Annotated in this window: 22 protein-coding genes; 12 read left to right on the top strand and 10 right to left on the bottom strand. The window is 59.1% G+C overall.

What is annotated here, in order from left to right; genetic code table 11:
- Positions 1-40: 40 nt before the first annotated feature.
- From BLT03_RS17330 to rlmD, 3 genes are all read left to right on the top strand, one after another.
- Positions 41-517, top strand: a complete 477-nt coding sequence (locus BLT03_RS17330) for an Lrp/AsnC ligand binding domain-containing protein (protein WP_092745009.1) — start codon at positions 41-43, stop codon at positions 515-517.
- A 119-nt stretch (positions 518-636) separates the two neighbouring features.
- Entirely contained in the window at positions 637-951 is a 315-nt protein-coding gene (locus BLT03_RS17335; RefSeq protein ID WP_092745010.1) for a hypothetical protein, read from the top strand.
- A 45-nt stretch (positions 952-996) separates the two neighbouring features.
- Positions 997-2,436, top strand: coding sequence for a 23S rRNA (uracil(1939)-C(5))-methyltransferase RlmD (gene rlmD / locus BLT03_RS17340; protein WP_092745011.1), 1,440 nt, complete (start codon positions 997-999; stop codon positions 2,434-2,436).
- Between the two features lie 49 nt (positions 2,437-2,485).
- Here the strand turns inward: rlmD and BLT03_RS17345 are convergent, their stop codons facing one another.
- Both BLT03_RS17345 and BLT03_RS17350 read right to left on the bottom strand, forming a co-directional pair.
- A complete protein-coding gene (locus BLT03_RS17345; RefSeq protein WP_092745012.1) occupies positions 2,486-2,863 on the bottom strand; it encodes a hypothetical protein in 378 nt (125 codons plus the stop codon).
- A 163-nt stretch (positions 2,864-3,026) separates the two neighbouring features.
- On the bottom strand, positions 3,027-3,719 hold the full coding sequence (locus BLT03_RS17350) for a Bax inhibitor-1/YccA family protein (protein WP_092745013.1): 693 nt from the start codon (positions 3,717-3,719) through the stop codon (positions 3,027-3,029).
- 216 nt (positions 3,720-3,935) lie between these two features.
- Between BLT03_RS17350 and BLT03_RS17355 the strand changes: the two genes are divergently transcribed.
- The gene (locus tag BLT03_RS17355; protein ID WP_092745095.1) at positions 3,936-4,343 is read left to right on the top strand and encodes a GlcG/HbpS family heme-binding protein; all 408 of its coding nucleotides are present in this window, start codon (positions 3,936-3,938) and stop codon (positions 4,341-4,343) included.
- Between the two features lie 222 nt (positions 4,344-4,565).
- On the opposite strand, the gene hemP is transcribed toward BLT03_RS17355, so the two are convergent.
- The 7 genes from hemP to yedA all read right to left on the bottom strand — a co-directional run bounded on the left by hemP (position 4,566) and on the right by yedA (position 8,701).
- Positions 4,566-4,784, bottom strand: a complete 219-nt coding sequence (gene hemP, locus BLT03_RS17360; protein ID WP_092745014.1) for a hemin uptake protein HemP — start codon at positions 4,782-4,784, stop codon at positions 4,566-4,568.
- A gap of 90 nt (positions 4,785-4,874) precedes the next feature.
- Entirely contained in the window at positions 4,875-5,282 is a 408-nt protein-coding gene (locus BLT03_RS17365) for an ExbD/TolR family protein (protein WP_092745015.1), read from the bottom strand.
- Positions 5,283-5,286: 4 nt separating this feature from the next.
- Positions 5,287-6,003 (bottom strand): MotA/TolQ/ExbB proton channel family protein, encoded by a 717-nt coding sequence (locus BLT03_RS17370; RefSeq protein WP_092745016.1) that lies wholly within the window; start codon positions 6,001-6,003, stop codon positions 5,287-5,289.
- A 14-nt stretch (positions 6,004-6,017) separates the two neighbouring features.
- Positions 6,018-6,719, bottom strand: coding sequence for an energy transducer TonB (locus BLT03_RS17375; RefSeq protein ID WP_092745017.1), 702 nt, complete (start codon positions 6,717-6,719; stop codon positions 6,018-6,020).
- 97 nt (positions 6,720-6,816) lie between these two features.
- Entirely contained in the window at positions 6,817-7,089 is a 273-nt protein-coding gene (locus BLT03_RS17380; protein WP_092745018.1) for a (2Fe-2S)-binding protein, read from the bottom strand.
- A gap of 195 nt (positions 7,090-7,284) precedes the next feature.
- Complete coding sequence (locus BLT03_RS17385) at positions 7,285-7,593, bottom strand: SWIB/MDM2 domain-containing protein (protein WP_092745019.1); 309 nt, start codon at positions 7,591-7,593, stop codon at positions 7,285-7,287.
- 187 nt (positions 7,594-7,780) lie between these two features.
- Positions 7,781-8,701 carry a drug/metabolite exporter YedA gene (yedA, locus tag BLT03_RS17390; RefSeq protein WP_175537788.1) on the bottom strand — a complete coding sequence of 307 codons (921 nt, stop codon included), beginning with the start codon at positions 8,699-8,701 and terminating at the stop codon, positions 7,781-7,783.
- 93 nt (positions 8,702-8,794) lie between these two features.
- On the opposite strand from yedA, the gene BLT03_RS17395 reads away from it, so the two are divergent.
- Positions 8,795-9,286: an Lrp/AsnC family transcriptional regulator gene (locus BLT03_RS17395; RefSeq protein WP_092745020.1), complete on the top strand. Its 492-nt coding sequence runs from the start codon at positions 8,795-8,797 to the stop codon at positions 9,284-9,286.
- Positions 9,287-9,327: 41 nt separating this feature from the next.
- On the opposite strand, the gene BLT03_RS17400 is transcribed toward BLT03_RS17395, so the two are convergent.
- The gene (locus BLT03_RS17400; protein WP_092745021.1) at positions 9,328-10,287 is read right to left on the bottom strand and encodes a DMT family transporter; all 960 of its coding nucleotides are present in this window, start codon (positions 10,285-10,287) and stop codon (positions 9,328-9,330) included.
- A 44-nt stretch (positions 10,288-10,331) separates the two neighbouring features.
- On the opposite strand from BLT03_RS17400, the gene BLT03_RS17405 reads away from it, so the two are divergent.
- The 7 genes from BLT03_RS17405 to pheS all read left to right on the top strand — a co-directional run bounded on the left by BLT03_RS17405 (position 10,332) and on the right by pheS (position 17,137).
- Complete coding sequence (locus BLT03_RS17405; RefSeq protein WP_092745022.1) at positions 10,332-10,760, top strand: gamma-glutamylcyclotransferase family protein; 429 nt, start codon at positions 10,332-10,334, stop codon at positions 10,758-10,760.
- 254 nt (positions 10,761-11,014) lie between these two features.
- A complete protein-coding gene (aceA, locus tag BLT03_RS17410; RefSeq protein ID WP_092745023.1) occupies positions 11,015-12,334 on the top strand; it encodes an isocitrate lyase in 1,320 nt (439 codons plus the stop codon).
- Positions 12,335-12,600: 266 nt separating this feature from the next.
- On the top strand, positions 12,601-14,520 hold the full coding sequence (thrS, locus tag BLT03_RS17415) for a threonine--tRNA ligase (RefSeq protein WP_092745024.1): 1,920 nt from the start codon (positions 12,601-12,603) through the stop codon (positions 14,518-14,520).
- Between the two features lie 79 nt (positions 14,521-14,599).
- Entirely contained in the window at positions 14,600-15,196 is a 597-nt protein-coding gene (gene infC, locus BLT03_RS17420; protein ID WP_092745025.1) for a translation initiation factor IF-3, read from the top strand.
- A 185-nt stretch (positions 15,197-15,381) separates the two neighbouring features.
- Complete coding sequence (rpmI, locus tag BLT03_RS17425) at positions 15,382-15,585, top strand: 50S ribosomal protein L35 (RefSeq protein ID WP_092745026.1); 204 nt, start codon at positions 15,382-15,384, stop codon at positions 15,583-15,585.
- A gap of 25 nt (positions 15,586-15,610) precedes the next feature.
- Positions 15,611-15,973, top strand: coding sequence for a 50S ribosomal protein L20 (gene rplT, locus BLT03_RS17430; RefSeq protein ID WP_092745027.1), 363 nt, complete (start codon positions 15,611-15,613; stop codon positions 15,971-15,973).
- 111 nt (positions 15,974-16,084) lie between these two features.
- Positions 16,085-17,137 (top strand): phenylalanine--tRNA ligase subunit alpha, encoded by a 1,053-nt coding sequence (gene pheS / locus BLT03_RS17435; protein WP_092745028.1) that lies wholly within the window; start codon positions 16,085-16,087, stop codon positions 17,135-17,137.
- Positions 17,138-17,159 lie beyond the last annotated feature (22 nt).

Raw genomic sequence — 17,159 nt, forward strand, 5'->3', positions numbered from 1 at the left:
CTTTCCAAAAAAAGCCAGATAGCAGAATAAAAAACTAACAATGCACGACTCTGAAACCACTTTGGACCGAATCGATCGCCGCATCCTGCAAACCCTTCAGGAAGACGGCCGCATCGCCAATCTGAAGCTCGCCGAGCGAGTGGCGCTGTCGCCCACGGCGGTGCTTTCGCGGGTGCAGCGGCTGACGCGTGACGGATACATCCTGGGCTACGAAGCGCGGCTCAACCCGCTCAAGCTCGGCGCGGGCCTGCTGGTGTTCGTCGAGGTGCTTCTGGACCGCACGACGCCCAATGTGTTCGATCAATTCAAGGCGGCAGTGCAGGTCTACCCGGAGATCCTGGAGTGCCACATGGTGGCCGGCGGTTTCGACTATCTGCTCAAGACACGTTCGGCCGACATGAAGGCCTACCGCGAATTCGCGGGGCACGTACTGTGGCAACTGCCGGGCGTGCGCGAAACGCGCACCTATGCGGTGATGGAAGAGGTGAAGCACTCCACCCACCTGCATCTGGGCTGAGACGGCGCATGCCATGCTGTGGCTTGCAAGCATCGGCATCGTCCGATGCGCCACCAGCCCCGAAGTCCGCAATAATCGGCGCCATTCATCCGCAAGAACGCATCCACAAGGGGTTCACCATGCCAGCCATCCGCTATGCCGCCGCCGCGCTCTTGGCCGGCTTTTTCTCCCAAGGCGCTTCTGCCGCGTGCTATCTGGTTTACAGCGCCGACCAGCAGATCATCTACCGCTCGCAGCGGCCACCGGTGGATCTGGCGCGCCAGGTGCACGAAACGCTGCCGCGCACCGTGCCGGGCGGCACGCTGGTCTTCTCGCTGGACAACTATGGTTGCGAGCTGGAAATCAATCGCCTTCCCGCTTCGGCCTCGCTGGGCGGCATGTCCAGACAGCCGGCCACCATGACGCCGCGTCGCGCGCGGGCCGACCGCAGCTGAGGCTGGCCTTGCCAGAAGGCCTTTGCGGCCTGAGACAATCGGGGGATGAGCGACCCCACAGAACCACAGATCCCCACGAACGAACTCCCTGAAGGCTGGCTGGAAATCACGTCCATGGACATGGATGCCCAAGGCGTGGCCCGCAAGCCCGACGGCAAGGTTGTCTTCATCGACGGCGCGCTGCCGCTGGAACTCGTTACCGCCAATACCCATCGCAAGAAGAACAACTGGGAGCAAGCCAGCCTGACGGCGATCCACCGTGAATCGTCGCAGCGCGTGCGCCCGGGCTGTCCGCACTTCGGCCTGCACGGCGGAGCCTGTGGCGGCTGCAAGATGCAGCATCTGCATGTCGCCGCGCAGGTGGCGGTGAAGCAAAGGGTGCTGGAAGACAACCTCTGGCACCTGGGCAAGGTCAAGTCCGAGACGATCATGCGTCCCATCGAGGGGCCGGCCTGGGGCTACCGCTACCGTGCGCGCCTGTCGGTCCGCTACGTCATCAAGAAGGGCCAGGTGCTCGTCGGCTTCCACGAACGCAAGAGCCGCTATGTCGCCGACATGGAGGTGTGCCCCGTGCTGCCGCCCCACGTGAGCGCCATGCTCGTGCCGTTGCGCAACCTGATTGCTTCCATGGAGGCGCGCGACACCTGTCCGCAGATCGAACTGGCCTGCGGCGACGACGTCACCGCGCTGGTGCTGCGGCACCTGGAGCCCCTGAGCACCGACGACCTGGCCAAGCTGCGGGCCTTTGCTGTGGAGCAGAACGTGCAGTGGTGGCTGCAACCCAAGGGGCCGGACACCGTGCAGCTTCTCGACGCCGGGGGCGAGCAACTGTCCTATGCACTGCCTGACTTCGGCATCACCATGCCGTTTCGGCCGACCGACTTCACGCAGGTGAATCCGCACATCAACCGGGTGTTGGTGTCACGGGCCCTGCGTTTGCTGGACGCGCGCAAGCATGAGCGGGTGATCGACTGGTTCTGCGGCCTGGGCAACTTCACCTTGCCCATTGCCACGCAAGCACGCGAGGTACTGGGCATCGAGGGCAGCGAGGCCCTGGTGGCCCGCTCACGGGATAACTACCAACTCAACCAGTCCCGCTCATCCGGTGGCAAAGCGCTGGCGAAGACGGATTTCGTCGCCAGAAACCTGTTCGACATGACGCCGGCGATGCTGGTGGCCGACGGAACTGCGGACAAGTGGCTGGTCGATCCTCCCCGGGAAGGCGCCTTTGCTCTGATGAAGGCGCTGGCCGATATCCACCAAGCCCGCCTCGGTGCCGAAGAAGCCCCGGCGTTGCCAGCCGGAGCGCAAGACTGGGTTCCACCCCAGCGCATCGTGTACGTGAGCTGCAACCCGGCAACGCTGGCTCGGGATGCCGGATTGCTGGTGCACCAGGCAGGCTATCGCTGCGTGGCGGCAGGGGTGGTCAACATGTTCCCGCACACGGCGCACGTGGAAAGCATGGCGGTGTTCGAGCGGGCCTGAAACTGAAACTGCCGCTCAGGTGAGCGGCAGTTGGCGCCCGTCAGCCCCATCAACTGCGGTTGCGGGAGCCGGTACCTGCTTCGCCAGACTCGGCCGCTTCGCCGGATTTGCTGGCGCGCTCCGGCTTGGTTTCCAATTTGCCAAGCACGGAGGGAGCGCCCTCCAGCTTGTTGTCGCGCATGTATTGGTCCATGTCCTTCCAGCCGGCGAAGACGGACGCTTTCGCGGCTTTGGGATTCAGCGTGAAGCAATCTTCCAGGCCGCGCAGCGCGTGCCTGCAAGCCCCGCCGATGGCTTTGGCCTCGGCTTCCTTTTGCACGGCGCGGGGGTCAGGCCCCAGCCCGGGGATTTCGCAGCCCGAGAGAAGCAGCAGGACGAGCAGGGCAGCGCATCGCGGGCGGAGGGTGGGGGCTGGGATGTGAGCCATGTTCCTTGATTATCGGCACGGCGCCGGAAGGATTGAGGGATTGCTGCGGCTTTGCGCGGAAATTAATTCCGGGGCGTTTTCAAATCACCGAAGACGCCATGAAAAAAGGCCTCTTTCGAGGCCTTTTTCAGAGAGAACCCGGCGGTGCCGTGGCACCGCAGGATCAGTCGCGCTCGCCACCCACGATGCCCAGCAGGGCCAGCAGGCTCTGGAACACGTTGAATACGTCGAGGTACAGGGCCAGCGTGGCGCTGATGTAGTTGGTTTCGCCGCCGTCCAGGATCTGCTTGAGGTCATACAGCATGTAGGCGCTGAAAATACCGATGGCCGCGACCGAGATGGCCATCATGCCGGCGGAAGAGCCCACGAACACGTTGATGATCGCGCCGACCATGAGCACCATCGCGCCCACGAACAGCCATTTGCCCATGCCCGACAGGTCACGCTTGATCACGCTGGCCAGGGTCGCCATCACAAAAAACACGCCTGCGGTGCCTGCAAACGCCGTCATGATCAGTTCAGTGCCGTTCTTGAAGCCCAGCACCATGCCGATCAGGCGGGAGAGCATCAGCCCCATGAAGAAGGTGAAAGCGAGCAGCACGGGCACGCCCGCTGCAGAGCGCTTGGTCTTCTCGATGGCGAACATGAAAGCGAAGGCGCCGCCGAGGAAAACGATCAGCCCGACGCCGCCACGCAGCGATTGGGTGATGCCGGTTGCGACGCCCACCCAAGCGCCCAGCACCGTGGGCAGCATGCTCAGCGCGAGCAGCCAGTAGGTGTTGCGCAGCACTCTCTGCCGCTCTTCTTGCGAGACCCCATATCCCGCTGAGCCCAGGGTAGTGACTTGGTCGTTCATCTTCTATCTCTCCTTTGAGGCCTGCACAGCGCAGACCGACAAATTCTAGGTGGTGCCGACGCACGCCGTTTCAAATACCCTCTTTCGATCCCGTACTTTTAAGGATGGAATCTTTTGCCTGATGCCAGCAGGGTCTTGCAGGGTCGAGCCGGTATGCTTGACCCTTCCACGGGCCACCGGCCCTTGTCCCTCGACCTGCACTGGACCGCACACGCCATGAAAAACAAACCCGAACTCGAAGCCGCCGACGTCAAGAAGATCGCTGCCGCCGCGGAAGCCGAAGCCCTCAAGAACCAATGGGCCGTGACCATCGCCATCGTCGACGACGGCGGGCATCTGCTGTCCCTGCAGCGCCTCGATGGTGCAGCCCCGGTGTCGTCGCACATTGCCCCGGGAAAAGCCCGCACGGCCGCCCTGGGCCGTCGCGAAAGCAAGGTGTATGAAGACATCGTCAACGGCGGCCGCACGGCCTTCCTGAGCGCCCCTTTCATCGACGGGTTGCTGGAAGGCGGTGTGCCGATCATGAAGGACGGACAGTGCCTTGGCGCCGTGGGGGTCAGCGGCGTGAAGTCGACCGAGGACGCACAAATCGCCAAAGCCGGCATCGCGGCACTGGGACTCTGACGTCCAAGAAGCGTGGAGGCGATTGCCTTCACGTTCCTGCTCTGAGGGTGGATTTGATACTTCGAAGGTCTCAATCTCATCCAAAAAAAACCGGCCTCAAGGGCCGGTTTTTTTATGAGCGGGGTGGGGCGGAAAAAAAGCCTGGCTACGCGGGCAACCCGTTGGCTGGCAAATACGACTCCCCGAGCACAGAGCGTGCCCTGGAGTCGCCCCACGATGAAACTATTTGGTCAGGATCAACTTGCCCAGCTTCGTGGCTTGCAAGCGGTAGACCGAGCCGTTGTGGCAGATGGCGACGGTCTTCTGTCCCTTGAGCAATTCCCGGCTGTCCACCGCTGGGGCGGAACTCGCCAGATGGGCGGCGCCCGATGGCTCGCGTTCCTGAAAGACGGCGGAACCAAAAAAGGAAGAAGAAGGCAGGGCGTTAAGACTGGCGTGCATGAGAAATCCTCTGTGCTTTGCGATTGAGTTAATGATAACTATTCGCAATTGTTCGTCAAGGGCGCCGCGTAGCTATCTTGTAAATATTTATCACTGGGGCTCGGTCACGAAGCCGATCTTGCGCACGCCGGCGCGTTGCGCGGCAGACATGGCCAGCGCCACGCGCTCATAGCGCACTTCCTTGTCGCCGCGGATGTGCAGATCGGGCTGAGGGTCCTTGGCGGCCTCGGCCTTCAGGCGAGGCTCCAGATCGTCGTCCCCGATCGTCAATTCATTCCAGTGGTATTTGCCGTCCGCAGTGATGCTGAGGCGGATCGTCTCGGGCTTCACGTCCTCGCGCTGGTTGGAGGCGCGAGGCAGATCCACCGGCACGGCATGCTTCATCACGGGCACGGTGATGATGAAGATGATGAGCAGCACCAGCATGACGTCCACCAGGGGCGTCATGTTGATTTCGTTCATCACCTCGTCGGCGTCGTCCTGGGTTCCGAAAGACATGGCTTCAGCCCTTCTTGATCGGCAGGACCTTGGCTTGTTCGCCAGGGGCGCTGACCCGTGCACCCGTCACGAAGTAGGCGTGCAGGTCGTGTGCAAAGCTGTTGAGATTGTTCAAGATGGACTTGTTGCCACGCACCAGCGCGTTGTAGCCCAGCACCGCGGGAATCGCCACGGCCAATCCGAGGGCCGTCATGATGAGTGCCTCGCCGATCGGGCCAGCCACCTTGTCGATGGTGGATTGGCCCGAAGTGCCAATCGCGACCAGTGCGTGGTAGATGCCCCAGACCGTGCCGAACAAGCCGATGAACGGAGCGGTCGAGCCGACGGAGGCCAGCACGGCCAGGCCGGATTGCACGCGCGCGGTGAACTCATCGATGCAATTGCGCAGGCTGCGCGTGACCCAGTCGCTCACGTCCAGGCTGTCATGCAGATGGGCCTTGGTGTTGCGGTGGTGCGCAGTGGCTTCGCGCCCTTCGAGCGCCAGATGGCGAAACGGGTTGGCTGGATCGTCGCCGAGCTTGCTGAGGCCTGCCGCGAAATCTTCGCTGTGCCAGAAATCGCGGGCGCCACGCGCATGTTTTTTGAATCGGAAGATGTCCATGGCCTTGATCAAGATGACGATCCAAGACGCGAGGGACATGCCGAGCAACAGCACGGCGACGGCGCGGGTGACAAAGTCACCCTGGATCCAAACGTTGGCAATGCCGAAATGCGATTCCATGAAAACTCCTGAAATTATTCGAGAACAAAATTGACGGGGACCAGGTTCCACATGGTTTCTGGAACGCCATTGCGCTTGCCGGGCACGAAGCGCCAGCGCATGACGGCGTCCTGTGCCTGGCGATCCAGACGGTCGAAGCCGCTGGACTTATTGATTTCCACCTTTTGTGGCAGGCCATCCGTGCCGATGAGCACGCGCAGCACGACTTTGCCTTGCTCGCCCAGCCGTTTGCTGATCGCGGGATAGGTCGGCCGGGGGTTGTTCAGATAGGCGGCGTCGCTGGACGGCAATTCGATCTTGGGCGGCGCTGGAGGAGCGGGCGGCGCAGGCGGAGGGGCTGGCGGCGCGACGGGCGCTTCAATGGGGGGAGCCGGTGGTTGAGGCGTGGTGACGCCTGTCGGAGCATTGGGCGCAGGCGTCGGATCAGGGATTGCGACCGGCATCGGCGCAGGTCGGGGTGCCGGCGCCTTGGGCGCGGGTTTTGGCGGAGGAGGTGGCGCCGGTTTGGGAGGTGGTGGAACAGGCGGCGCCGGTGGTGCAGGAGGGGTGATGAACTCGCTCAACACTTCCGCGGGAACGATGACTTCCGCCGCCTTGCGCAACAGGCCTGACTGCAGTGCCCACAATCCGGCCACGTGCAAAAGCACGACAGAACCCGCAATCACGGCGTTGCGGCTCACGCCCCGTGAGGAACCATATCGATCAAATTGGGACATAAAAATGATAGCTGCTAGCGCAAGCAGGACAAGCGCTAGAGGCCTAAAAGACCAAGTTACTTACGGAAGATCCACCACACCGAGCCGATGACGAAGATCAGGCTGCCTGCGAGGGTTGAGAGCAGTTCCATGCTTTGCTTTCCAAAATGGAGTTGGCAAGCTGGATCGTCTGCGACGGGATCTCTTTGTGCAGGGCAGCGACGGGATGGGAGACGCTGCACTGGGCCACGACGTCCCGCGCGCAACTTTCGCATCGGCCACATTGGGTGGCGACGCCCAGTTCGAACTGGATCTCGTCGAAACTCATGCCCGCATGTGCATGGCGTGCGATCTCGCGATCAGAAACCCGGCGGCAAACACAAACGATCATGGGGCAGGCAGTGTTAGCTGGCTGTTGACAATAAATCATTATAAATGCGAATTCATCGCATTTGCAATCCCTGGGCCTTTCTGCGGGAAAACATTGCATCAGGTCGTGTCTGCTGCAGGAATCAACGGGCCAAAAAAAAGCCGGCTGTAGGGCCGGCTTCACCATGAGTCTGCTGTAAAGCAGACCTAGAAATACTTACTTGACGTGCTTGCCGATCAGGCCGGCCATCTCGAACATGGAGACTTGGGGCTTGCCGAACACTTCCTTGAGCTTGTCGTCAGCGTTGATCATTCGCTTGTTGCTGGCGTCTTGCAGATTGTTGGCCTTGATGTAGACCCACAGCTTGCTGATGATTTCGGTGCGGGGCAAGGGCGTGGAGCCCACGACGGCAGCCAGGGCAGGGCTGGGCGTAAGGGCTTTCATGAAAGCGGCGTTCGGGGTGCGCTTCTTCGCGGGTGCTGCGGCCTTGGCTTCGGAGGCCGGCGCTTTCTTTGCAGTTGCCATGTTGGGTTTTCCTTGTTGGAAGTGAAATGTCGTCACCAGCGAAAACCTGCTTCTCCACTGGCCCGCAGATGCTACTGGGAAAAAAACGCGTTTCCAAGGGAGACGCCGCTTTTTTTGCCTCCATTTGTTGCGTGAGCACAGCGCAATTGATCCAGGCAAACTCCCATTGGCGTGACCAAAGCTGGTGTCAGCGCGTCCGACGCGACAGGAAGATGACCAGCACTGCCGCCAGGATCAACGCGCATGCAGACCATTCGCCAGCCGTTAGGTGCTCCCCTGCCAACGCACTGCCCAGCAGCAACGCGATGAGCGGATTGACGAATGCATAGCTCGATGCCAAGGCCGGGGTGGCATGGCGCAGCAAATACATATAAGCGCTGAATCCGACCAAGGAACCCAGGGTCACCAGATACAGCCACGCGGCGATGGCGGTTGGCTGTGGGGGCCACGCTGGCTGCTCGCCCAGTGCCAGCGATACCGCCATGAGAACGGCACCTCCGCAGAGCATCTCGCTGGCGAAGCCGCTGGGCCCGTCGGCCAGCGGAAGGCGGGTCGTGGACAAGACCGAACCCAGCGCCCAGGCCATCGTCGCGGTGAGGATGCAAGCCACGCTGGTGGGCGAAGCCGAGAAACTGCTGCCTTGCATGAGCATGAGCACGCCGATAGCACCCAACAACATTCCAATGGTTTCTCCCGGGGTAGGGCGCTTTCCCCAAAGCAATCCCCACGCAGCAATCATCATGGGGACCACGGCCACACATGCTGCGATCAGCCCTGAGCCGATATGCACGCTGGCCGTTGCGGTCAATCCCATTCCGCCGCCCAGCATCAGAGCGCCCACGATCCACGCGTTGATCCATTGCCGCCCGGTGGGCAGTACAGCTTTAACGCATCCCGCAGGCGCGCGCCAGACGACCCAGGCCATCAACAGCGAGCCAGCCACCAGAAAGCGGGCCCCCATCTGGAAGAAGGGCGGAAAGCTCTTGAGCGCGACCTGTATCGCCAGATAGGTCGAGCCCCAGATGAGGTAACAAGCCACCAGCGCGAGAACGACCAAGGTCGGCAAGCGGTAGGGGATGGAAGCAGTGGCGGTAGCATGAGAGTTCATGCCGCAAATGCTATGCAGGTGAGGTCCGCTCTTCCATGCCAATTCAAAGGTGAAAAGTGATTAGTGCCTTTTTATTGATGGTTAAATGGCTCTATGACCGATAAATTAATGCTGGACTTCCACGACGGCCGGATACTGGCCGAATTGCAGCAGGATGCTCGGATTTCGATGGCGGAGCTGGGCCGCCGGGTCCATCTCAGCCAGCCGGCGGTCACGGAGCGTGTGCGAAAGCTCGAGGCGTCAGGCGTGATCCGCAGCTACGGCGTTCGTCTGGACTACAGCCGACTGGGCTACGGCATCCGCGCGATCATTCGCGTAGGCCGCGCCGAATATGCGCGGGTGGTGCGATTGATCGAGGAGACACCGGAGGTCTTGAACGCCTACAACGTCACAGGGGAGGACAGTTGGGTGATCGAGATCGCCGTGATCGATGTGAGCCATCTCGATGCCGTCGTGACGGGGTTCTGCCTGTTGGCCGAAACATCCACCTGCATCGTGCTCAACGCGCCGCGCGAGCACGCGCCTGTTCTTCCTGCCCGGCGCGAGAGTATCAAGCCACCGATCCGCAAAGTGACTGGACGCTAGAAACGCCGTGCGCAACTGAGCGCCAGGTTGCTGCTGAACGGTTATTCGGCGATGGCCTTGTCTTTGACGAGCGGGTCGTCTGCGATCGATTTGCCCGGCAGGGTTGCCAGGACGACGCTGGCAAGTGCCACGCCGAACGCCATCAATTGAACGAGCGTCAAGGTCTCGCCCAGCACCAGCACGCCGACCAGCGCAGCGCTGATGGGAAGCATGACGGTGAACACCCCGCCCTGGGCAGCGGGAACCACCTTGAGCCCCGTCATCCACAGCCACACCGTCCACATGCTGGCAGCCAGCGCATAAAACACGAGCAGCGTCCACAAACCCGGCGTGAGCGTGGCGAAATCAAATTTCCACGCGGCATAGATTCCCATCGGCGTGGCCAGTACGAACCCCCACAGATTGATCAACGAGGTGATGCGGCGTGGCCCGAGCGTGCCGGTCAGTTTTTTCCCGATCACTGAATAAGCCGCCTCACAAAGCACGGCCCCAAGCAACAGCAATTGCCCCAGCCACGCCAGGTTTGAAGCGCTTTCGCCCGTCTGCCGCGGTGTATCTTGCAGGTGATGCTCTGAATTCGATAGCGAAAAGAGTGCGATGCCCGCCACCGCGCAGCCGACCGCGATCCAGGTGCGCGGCGAGACTTTTTCCTTCAGGAAAAACCAGCTCATCACAGCGACCGCGGCAGGTATCCCAGCCATCGTTACACCAGCCGAGACTGCGCTGGTCAGGCTCACGCCTGAAATCATGCAAAGTGTGAAAAGGAAGTTGCCAAGAAAAGACTCCAGGAAAAGCAGGCGGCGAACCTGTGGAGTCATGGGCCCCTCGTCCTTAGGCTTCCTGAGCCAATGCAGCATGCCCAAACCGCCGATGCCGAAGCGCAGCCAGGCCAACAAAAAAACCGGAAGCGCCGCCGCCAGCGGTTTTGACAAGGCGACATAACTGCCGACGAGCGACATGCTCAGTGCAAGGCAAAGATAGGCGACAGCGCGGCTCGGCATGGGAGATGGCTAGACTTTGGGCGGTAAATCCTGGAGCGCGAATCATGCCCGATGAAACCTTTCCCATCCCTTCTCGATACGTCTTCGTGTACGGCACGTTGCGCCGTGGCGGTAGCAACGACATCACCCAATTGACGCCACAAGCAAAGTTCGTTGGCGAGTCAACCGTTTGCGGAACGCTCTATGACCTGGGAGCCTATCCCGGAGTGGCTCTGCATTTGGAAGATGCGTCGGAACCTGGAGATTTTCCGGTGCAGGGAGAGGTCTACGCGATCTCGGCTGACCTCGAGGCCCGTTTGGATGAGATCGAAGGTTTGTTACCGGAGCCGAACGGCGAATATTTCAAGCGGGAGATTTCCGTGGTCGTGAACGGAAAACGCCTGGACTGCTTGGTGTACGAAATCAATCCCGAGCATTTGCGCAATGCGCCGCTCATCGCCCACGGAGATTGGATGACGGGGCGCCGCCCTTAAACATCAATTTTCACATTGCGAAATTTTTCTTCCACAATATGAAATTAATAATTGCTGCGCTGCCGCAATATTTCTCGATATGAGAAAATTATTTTCATATGATGAATTTAAAAAGATAACTTGTTGATTCTTAAGGTAAAAATTTATCTCTTATATAAGACATAAGAGATTGCATAAGTCTTATACAAGACTTAAAGTTGTTCCCAAGGGCCGCGTTTGCAGCCCGGCGTTTCAACCAACCTCTGGAGTGACTTATGCCGCAATCCTTCAATGAACAACTCAGCCGCGAACAGCAAATTGCCGCCCTCGAAAAAGACTGGGCGCAGAACCCCCGCTGGAAAGGCATCAAGCGCGGCTACAGCGCTGCGGATGTGGTGCGTCTTCGCGGTTCTTTTCAGGTCGAGCACACCTTGGCGCGGCGCGGCGCTGAAAAACTGTGGAGTTTGGTGAACAGCGAACCGTATGTGAACTGCCTGGGTGCCCTCACAGGCGGGCAAGCCATGCAGCAAGTCAAAGCAGGCATCAAGGCGATCTACTTGTCCGGGTGGCAGGTGGCCGCAGACAACAACGAATATGCGGCGATGTACCCCGACCAGTCGCTTTACCCGGTCGATTCGGTGCCAAAGGTCGTGGAACGCATCAACAATGCGTTCACGCGCGCTGATGAAATCCAATGGTCCAAAGGACTGAATCCAGGCGATGCAGGCTTCGTCGATTACTACGCTCCTATCGTGGCGGATGCGGAAGCCGGTTTTGGCGGCGTGCTGAACGCCTATGAACTGATGAAGGCCATGATCCGCGCAGGTGCCGGTGGCGTTCACTTCGAAGACCAATTGGCCTCGGTGAAGAAGTGCGGTCACATGGGTGGCAAGGTGCTGGTACCAACGCAGGAGGCTGTACAAAAACTGGTGGCTGCACGCATGGCGGCAGATGTGTACGGTGTTCCCACGCTGGTGATTGCCCGCACCGACGCAGAAGCCGCAGACTTGATAACGAGCGACTATGACGCGAACGACAAGCCGTTTTTGACGGGCGAGCGCACGGCCGAAGGGTTCTACAAGACCAAGAAGGGGCTGGACCAAGCCATCAGCCGGGCCGTTGCGTATGCGGAATATGCGGACCTCGTGTGGTGCGAAACGGGTACGCCTGATCTTGAGTTCGCGAAGAAATTTGCCGATGCTGTGCACGCCAAGCATCCGGGCAAATTGCTGGCTTACAACTGCTCGCCGTCCTTCAATTGGAAGAAGAACCTGGACGACGCCACGATCGCCAAGTTCCAGCGGGAGTTGGGCGCGATGGGCTACAAGTACCAGTTCATCACGCTGGCCGGCATCCACAGCATGTGGTTCAACATGTTCGACTTGGCCCAGGACTATGTGAAGCGCGGAATGTCGGCATATGTCGAGAAGGTGCAAGAGCCCGAATTCGCCGCCCGTGAGCGGGGCTACACCTTCGTGTCCCATCAACAAGAAGTCGGTACCGGTTATTTCGACGACGTGACCACGGTGATCCAAGGCGGCAAGTCCAGCGTGACGGCGCTCACCGGCTCGACCGAAGAAGAGCAGTTCCACTGAGCCTGGACTTCATAAAAAGCCCGACGCCTGACAGCGTCGGGCTTTTTCAATTGGCCGGTTAGAATGCAGCAATCTTCACATCAGCACAAGAGCGAGAAAGGCATATCTGGTTATGACACCGCGAACTACATCGGAGATTTCGATCGGCCTTTAAGGCTGCATGTTCGCGCCTGCACAGATTGCACTCTTTTTCCAAAAGCGCGGACGTTGTTCCGCGCTTTTTGCTTTGTGGCGCTGCGCTTGCCACGTTAGACAAGGATTCTTCAATGATTCAGATCACGCTTCCCGACAACTCCCAACGCGAATATCCCGGCCCGGTCACCGTGGCTGAAGTGGCGCAGTCCATCGGGCCCGGACTGGCCAAGATGACGGTGGCAGGAAAGGTGGACGGACGCTTGGTGGATGCCAGCGATCTGATCGATCACGATGCGCGCCTTCAGATCATCACGCCGCGCGATGAGGAAGGCGTTGAAATCATCCGTCACTCTTGCGCCCATTTGGTCGGCCATGCGGTGAAGCAACTCTATCCAACGGCTCGAATGGTCATCGGACCAGTGATCGAAGAAGGGTTTTATTACGACATCGCCTACGAGCGACCCTTTACTCCTGACGATCTCGCCGCCATCGAGCAACGCATGAAGGAATTGATTGCGCAAGATTACGACGTCGTGAAAAAGATGACGCCCCGGGCAGAGGTGATTGAGGTGTTCAAAGCCCGTGGCGAGGATTACAAGCTGCGCCTGGTCGAGGACATGCCCGAAGAACAGGCCATGGGCCTGTACTACCACCAGGAATATGTGGACATGTGCCGCGGCCCCCACGTGCCCAACACGCGATTCTTGAAAGTCTTCAAGCTCACCCGCGTCTCTGGGGCCTATTGGCGTGGTGATGCCAAGAATGAGCAGTTGCAGCGTATCTATGGCACGGCATGGGCCGACAAGAAGGACTTGGAGTCGTACGTCAAGCGCATAGAGGAAGCCGAGAAGCGCGACCATCGCCGTCTGGGGCGGGAGCTGGATCTGTTCCATATTGACGAGCACTCACCCGGTACCGTTTTTTGGCATCCCAAGGGTTGGACCATCTGGCAGGGCGTTGAGCAATACATGCGCCAGGTTTACCGCGACAACGGCTATCAGGAAGTGAAGGGCCCGCAGATCCTGGACAAGCATCTGTGGGAAAAAACCGGCCATTGGGACAAGTACCGCGAGAACATGTTCACGACGGAGAGCGAGAAGCACGACTACGCGCTCAAGCCGATGAATTGCCCTGGCCACATCTTGATCTTCAACCAGGGAGTGAAGAGCTATCGTGACTTGCCTTTGCGATTTGGCGAGTTCGGGCAGTGCCACCGCAACGAGCCGACGGGCGGCTTGCATGGAATCATGCGCGTGCGTGCTTTCACACAAGATGACGGTCATATTTTCTGCACGGAAGAGCAGATCCAGCAGGAGTGCATCAACTTCACGTCCTTGCTGCAAAAGGTCTATAAAGACTTCGGTTTCACGGACATCATCTACAAGGTGGCAACCCGTCCTGAAAAACGCATCGGTTCTGAAGAGAGTTGGGACAAGGCCGAAAGCGCACTCATCGAAAGCCTTAAGGCGTCGGGATGCGACTATCAGATCGCAGTCGGCGACGGTGCCTTCTACGGGCCTAAGCTTGAGTACACACTGCGGGATGCCATCGGTCGCCATTGGCAGTGCGGCACCATTCAGGTCGACCCCTCCATGCCAGAGAGGCTGGGGGCAGAATATGTGGGTGAGGACGGTGCCCGTCATCGGCCCATCATGCTGCACCGTGCGATCGTGGGTAGCCTGGAGCGCTTCATTGGAATCTTGATCGAGCAGCATGCGGGTGCATTGCCGGTCTGGCTGGCGCCTGTTCAGGTCAGCGTACTCAACATCACTGGCGCGCAGGACGATTACTGTCGTGAAATTGCCGCAAAGCTGCAAAAAGCATTGCCGAATCAAGACCTTAGGGTGGCGCTTGACCTGCGTAACGAAAAGATTACGTATAAAATACGAGAGCATTCGTTGCAAAAGCTGCCTTACATCGTCGTCGCCGGCGAGAAAGAAAAGGCGGCAGGAACCGTCGCTGTACGCGCCCGAGGCAATCGGGACCTCGGTGTGATGTCTTTAGAAGCGTTCGTAGCGCTCATCGCACAAGACATCGCCACTAAAGCTTGATTGGTTGAGAAATCTTGCTCTAGCCCGCGCAGTCGTACGGATTTAGCTACGTTATTTGTAGCATTTTGATTGAAGGAAGATAGCCATCGCTACTGAATTTCGTGATCGTCGCCAGCGCGAAGAGCGCAAGCACCGCCTGAACCGTGAAATCATGGCCCCTGAGGTTCGCCTCTCGGGTCCTGAGAACGAGCCGCTCGGGGTCGTTAGCCTCATGGAAGCCCTCCGCATGGCGGGCGAGCTGGATGTGGACTTGGTGGAGATTGCCGCCACGGCCAACCCTCCTGTGTGCCGCCTGATGGACTATGGCAAGTTCAAGTATCAGGAGCAGAAGCGCGCAGCGGAGGCCAAGGCCAAGCAGACGGTCATCGAGATCAAGGAAGTCAAATTCCGTCCTGGCACGGATGATGGCGACTACAACATCAAGATGCGGAATATCCGCCGATTTCTGGCTGAGGGCGACAAGTGCAAAATCACCTTGCGCTTCCGTGGCCGCGAAATCACCCACCAGGAATTGGGTCTGGCCCTGCTGAATCGCATTCGCGATGATTTGGGCGATACCATCCTGATCGAGCAGTTTCCGAAGCTCGAAGGCAGGCAGATGATCATGATGATTGCGCCTGGCAAGAAGAAGCCCGCTGGCAAGCCATCGGCAGAAGGCGCGACGACTCCTGCCTGAGATTGACTGAATCAGCGAGTTGAATGAATTGACTGGAGCAGCTTTTAAAACTGCTCTGGGCAAGATGCCGCGAAGGCGGCATCGAACGGTAGACCTAGGTTTGCCGTCAAAAAGTGGCTCGGGGCCAACAAGGTTGCGGATCGGTCTGCAAACGCCTCGCGAGCACAAGTAAAAGGAGCATTCACATGCCCAAAATGAAGACCAAGAGCAGCGCGAAAAAGCGTTTCCGCGTTCGTCCAGGTGGCACCGTCAAGCGCGGTCAAGCCTTCAAACGTCACATCTTGACCAAGAAGACCACCAAGAATAAGCGCCATCTGCGTGGTGCAGTTTCTGTGCATGAGACCAACATGGGCTCGATCGCACAAATGCTGCCCGGTGCTGGCCTTTAATAACTGACGAACAAGGAGTACTCACATGCCTCGCGTCAAACGTGGTGTAACGGCCCGTGCCCGTCACAAGAAAGTTCTCGCCCTTGCAAAGGGTTTCCGTGGTCGCCGCGGTAATGTTTTCCGGATCGCCAAACAGGCGGTAATGAAAGCTGGGCAATATGCCTACCGTGACCGCCGCACCAAGAAGCGCGTGTTCCGCCAACTGTGGATCGCTCGTATCAACGCCGCTTCGCGCGAGTTGGGCCTGACCTACAGCCAATTCACGAACGGCTTGAAAAAAGCTGCCATCGAGATCGACCGCAAGATGCTGGCCGACCTCGCGGTGCACGACAAGGCTGCCTTTGGCAGCATCGTGGAGCAAGTCAAGGCCAAGCTGGCTGCTGCTTGAGTTCACGACGGGTAGCTATCTTATAGATAGCTGCTTGCGCAATAAACGCAAGGGCTAGGGCTTGAAAAGGCACTAGCCCTTGTTTATTTCCAAGAGACGATGAGAGCTGGTATGAACGAGTTGGACTCCCTGGTCGAAAGCGCGCGGCAACTGTTTGCGCAAGCCATCACCCCCGCTGATCTGGAAAATGCCAAGGCCCAGTTTTTGGGCAAGTCGGGACGTGTGACCGAACTCATGAAGGGCATGGCTCAGCTCTCCGTCGAGGAAAAAAAATCCCGTGGGGCCGCAATCAACGTCGCGAAACAGGCGATCGAAGCTGCGCTGAATGCCAGCCGCAAAGCTTTGGCGGATGCCGAGTTGGAGGCACAGCTTCAAGCCGAATCACTGGACGTGAGCTTGCCCGGCCGTCAGCGTGGACAGGGAGGCCTTCATCCCGTCTCGCTGACCCTTGAGCGCATCGAAGGTATTTTTGGATCCATGGGATTCGACGTAGCAGAAGGCCCTGAAATTGAATCGGACTGGTTCAATTTCACGGCTTTGAATACGCCGGAAGACCATCCTGCACGCTCAATGCACGACACGTTCTATGTGGAGGGCGGCACTGCCACCGCGCCCAACCTGCTGCGGACCCATACCAGTCCCATGCAAATTCGCCATGCTGTTCAGCATGTCAAAAAGCACCGGAACCTCATCGATGCAGGGCAGACCATGCCTGAGATTCGAGTGATTGCGCCGGGGCGCACTTATCGCGTGGACAGCGATGCGACGCACTCGCCGATGTTTCATCAGTGCGAAGGACTATGGATCGGTGAGAACGTAAGTTTCAAAGACTTGAAGGTCGTCTTCACGGATTTCTGCCGTACCTTTTTCGAAAGCGACGATCTCGTCTTGCGCTTTCGGCCCAGTTTCTTCCCTTTCACCGAGCCCAGCGCCGAAATAGACATTCAATTCCAGGCAGGACCTTTGGCCGGGCGGTGGCTGGAGGTTGCTGGTTCGGGGCAGGTTCATCCGAATGTCGTGCGCAACATGGGGCTTGATCCCGAGAAATACATCGGTTTTGCCTTCGGCATGGGGCCTGACCGGCTGACGATGCTGCGTTATGGAGTCAATGATCTGCGCCTGTTCTTCGACGGTGACATTCGTTTCCTCTCGCAGTTCCAATAATCCGCAAGCCGTGCCCTCTGCG

The organism is Paracidovorax valerianellae (assembly GCF_900102625.1).
GTDB lineage: Bacteria > Pseudomonadota > Gammaproteobacteria > Burkholderiales > Burkholderiaceae_C > Paracidovorax > Paracidovorax valerianellae.

Bases quoted from the DNA above. Each gene is read 5' to 3' on its own strand.
- BLT03_RS17370 (WP_092745016.1), bottom strand. From the start codon at position 6,003: ATGGAATCGCATTTCGGCATTGCCAACGTTTGGATCCAGGGTGACTTT.
- rplT (WP_092745027.1), top strand. From the start codon at position 15,611: ATGCCTCGCGTCAAACGTGGTGTAACGGCCCGTGCCCGTCACAAGAAA.
- BLT03_RS17395 (WP_092745020.1), top strand. From the start codon at position 8,795: ATGACCGATAAATTAATGCTGGACTTCCACGACGGCCGGATACTGGCC.
- rpmI (WP_092745026.1), top strand. From the start codon at position 15,382: ATGCCCAAAATGAAGACCAAGAGCAGCGCGAAAAAGCGTTTCCGCGTT.
- hemP (WP_092745014.1), bottom strand. From the start codon at position 4,784: ATGCACGCCAGTCTTAACGCCCTGCCTTCTTCTTCCTTTTTTGGTTCC.
- BLT03_RS17400 (WP_092745021.1), bottom strand. From the start codon at position 10,287: ATGCCGAGCCGCGCTGTCGCCTATCTTTGCCTTGCACTGAGCATGTCG.
- BLT03_RS17375 (WP_092745017.1), bottom strand. From the start codon at position 6,719: ATGTCCCAATTTGATCGATATGGTTCCTCACGGGGCGTGAGCCGCAAC.
- BLT03_RS17345 (WP_092745012.1), bottom strand. From the start codon at position 2,863: ATGGCTCACATCCCAGCCCCCACCCTCCGCCCGCGATGCGCTGCCCTG.
- yedA (WP_175537788.1), bottom strand. From the start codon at position 8,701: ATGAACTCTCATGCTACCGCCACTGCTTCCATCCCCTACCGCTTGCCG.
- aceA (WP_092745023.1), top strand. From the start codon at position 11,015: ATGCCGCAATCCTTCAATGAACAACTCAGCCGCGAACAGCAAATTGCC.
- BLT03_RS17385 (WP_092745019.1), bottom strand. From the start codon at position 7,593: ATGGCAACTGCAAAGAAAGCGCCGGCCTCCGAAGCCAAGGCCGCAGCA.
- BLT03_RS17365 (WP_092745015.1), bottom strand. From the start codon at position 5,282: ATGTCTTTCGGAACCCAGGACGACGCCGACGAGGTGATGAACGAAATC.
- BLT03_RS17380 (WP_092745018.1), bottom strand. From the start codon at position 7,089: ATGATCGTTTGTGTTTGCCGCCGGGTTTCTGATCGCGAGATCGCACGC.
- rlmD (WP_092745011.1), top strand. From the start codon at position 997: ATGAGCGACCCCACAGAACCACAGATCCCCACGAACGAACTCCCTGAA.
- thrS (WP_092745024.1), top strand. From the start codon at position 12,601: ATGATTCAGATCACGCTTCCCGACAACTCCCAACGCGAATATCCCGGC.
- BLT03_RS17335 (WP_092745010.1), top strand. From the start codon at position 637: ATGCCAGCCATCCGCTATGCCGCCGCCGCGCTCTTGGCCGGCTTTTTC.
- BLT03_RS17350 (WP_092745013.1), bottom strand. From the start codon at position 3,719: ATGAACGACCAAGTCACTACCCTGGGCTCAGCGGGATATGGGGTCTCG.
- BLT03_RS17355 (WP_092745095.1), top strand. From the start codon at position 3,936: ATGAAAAACAAACCCGAACTCGAAGCCGCCGACGTCAAGAAGATCGCT.
- BLT03_RS17405 (WP_092745022.1), top strand. From the start codon at position 10,332: ATGCCCGATGAAACCTTTCCCATCCCTTCTCGATACGTCTTCGTGTAC.
- BLT03_RS17330 (WP_092745009.1), top strand. From the start codon at position 41: ATGCACGACTCTGAAACCACTTTGGACCGAATCGATCGCCGCATCCTG.
- pheS (WP_092745028.1), top strand. From the start codon at position 16,085: ATGAACGAGTTGGACTCCCTGGTCGAAAGCGCGCGGCAACTGTTTGCG.